The organism is Streptomyces pseudovenezuelae (assembly GCF_029892565.1).
Taxonomy (GTDB): domain Bacteria; phylum Actinomycetota; class Actinomycetes; order Streptomycetales; family Streptomycetaceae; genus Streptomyces; species Streptomyces pseudovenezuelae_A.
Genome location: NZ_JARXVH010000080.1, coordinates 1 through 1,388, shown reverse-complemented (window position 1 = coordinate 1,388; position 1,388 = coordinate 1). Strand labels below are relative to the sequence as shown.

1 protein-coding gene and 1 pseudogene are annotated in these 1,388 nt (G+C 66.1%); both read right to left on the bottom strand.

Annotated elements, in window-relative coordinates; translation table 11 throughout:
• Nucleotides 1–995, bottom strand: a 995-nt coding sequence (locus M2283_RS51530; protein ID WP_280883569.1) for a beta-ketoacyl synthase N-terminal-like domain-containing protein, incomplete at its 3' end; no start/stop codon positions are given.
• A 51-nt stretch (nucleotides 996–1,046) separates the two neighbouring features.
• Nucleotides 1,047–1,388 (bottom strand): annotated as a pseudogene (locus M2283_RS51525) (type I polyketide synthase); the annotation flags it as partial.

Here is a 1,388-nt window from a genome sequence, read left to right as displayed (position 1 = left end):
TCGATGTCGGCCGCGGCGAGGCCCGCACTGGCAAGCGCCCTACTGATCACCCGCTGCTGGGAGGGCCCGTTCGGCGCCGTCAGACCATTCGACGCGCCATCCTGGTTGACCGCAGAACCCCGGATGACCGCAAGCACGTGGTGCCCGTTCCTCCGCGCCTCCGAGAGGCGTTCCAAGACCACGACACCCACGCCCTCGGCCCAGCCCGTACCATCCGCGGTCGCGGAGAAGGACTTGCACCGGCCGTCAGGCGACAGCGCCTGCTGGCGAGAGAGCGACACGAACGCCCCCGGCGTCGCCATCACCGTCGCGCCGCCCGCCAGCGCCATGGAGCACTCACCCTGACGCAGCGCCTGCGCCGCCAGGTGGATGGCGACAAGGGATGAGGAGCAGGCCGTGTCAATCGTCACCGCCGGCCCTTCGAAGCCGAACACGTACGACACACGCCCCGACGCCACACTCGACGCCATCCCTGTCGCAACGAAGCCCTCCAGCTCCGGCGGGACCTCGCCACCCATCCCGTACCCCTGGGTTGTCACGCCGGAGAAGACACCGACATCCAGTCCCTTCAGCGTCCCCGGGTCGATCCCGGCCCGTTCCAGCGCCTCCCACGAGGTCTCCAGCAACAACCGCTGCTGGGGGTCCATCGCCAGCGCCTCACGCGGCGAGATCCCGAAGAAACCCGCATCGAACAGCCCCGCGTCATGCAGGAATCCACCCCGGTCGACGTACGAAGTGCCAGCCTCGTCCGGATCAGAGTCGAACAAGCCCTCCAGATCCCAGCCACGATCCTCAGGGAAACCCGACACGCCCTCCCGCCCCTCGCTGACCAGCCGCCACAAATCCTCCGGACTCCCCACACCACCCGGCAGGCGGCACGCCATACCCACAACGGCGATCGGCTCGTCCGCCCTGCGCGCAACTTGCTCCCGCAGGTCGTGCAGCTCGGTTGTGACACGCTTAAGGGCCTTGAGGAGTTTCTCGGCTGAGGCCATCGTCAATTTCCTTAACTGGGTTGGGGAGCGGCAGTCTGTGAAGGCCTGGCTTCAGGAGATTCCGAGCTCGTCGTTAATGAAATCGAGAACCTCATCGGCGGAGGCGGATTCCAGTCGGTCTGCCACTGTGGAGTTCTCCGTTTCTTCGCCGAGTGCGTCGAACTTTGCCAGCAGCCTCTGGAGACGGAGTATGACGCCAGCCTTCTTGGCCTCGTTGTAGTTCAGTCCGGTGATCAGTGATTCAATGTGCTCGATCTTGGAATTCACCAGCGAGAGGGCGTCGTCGGTGGTTTCGACCTCGCCGTGGAGGTGGCGGGCGAGGGCGAGCGGGGTGGGGTAGTCGAAGACCACCGTCGGCGTCAGCTTGAGGCCGGTGGCCTCGCGCAGGCGGTT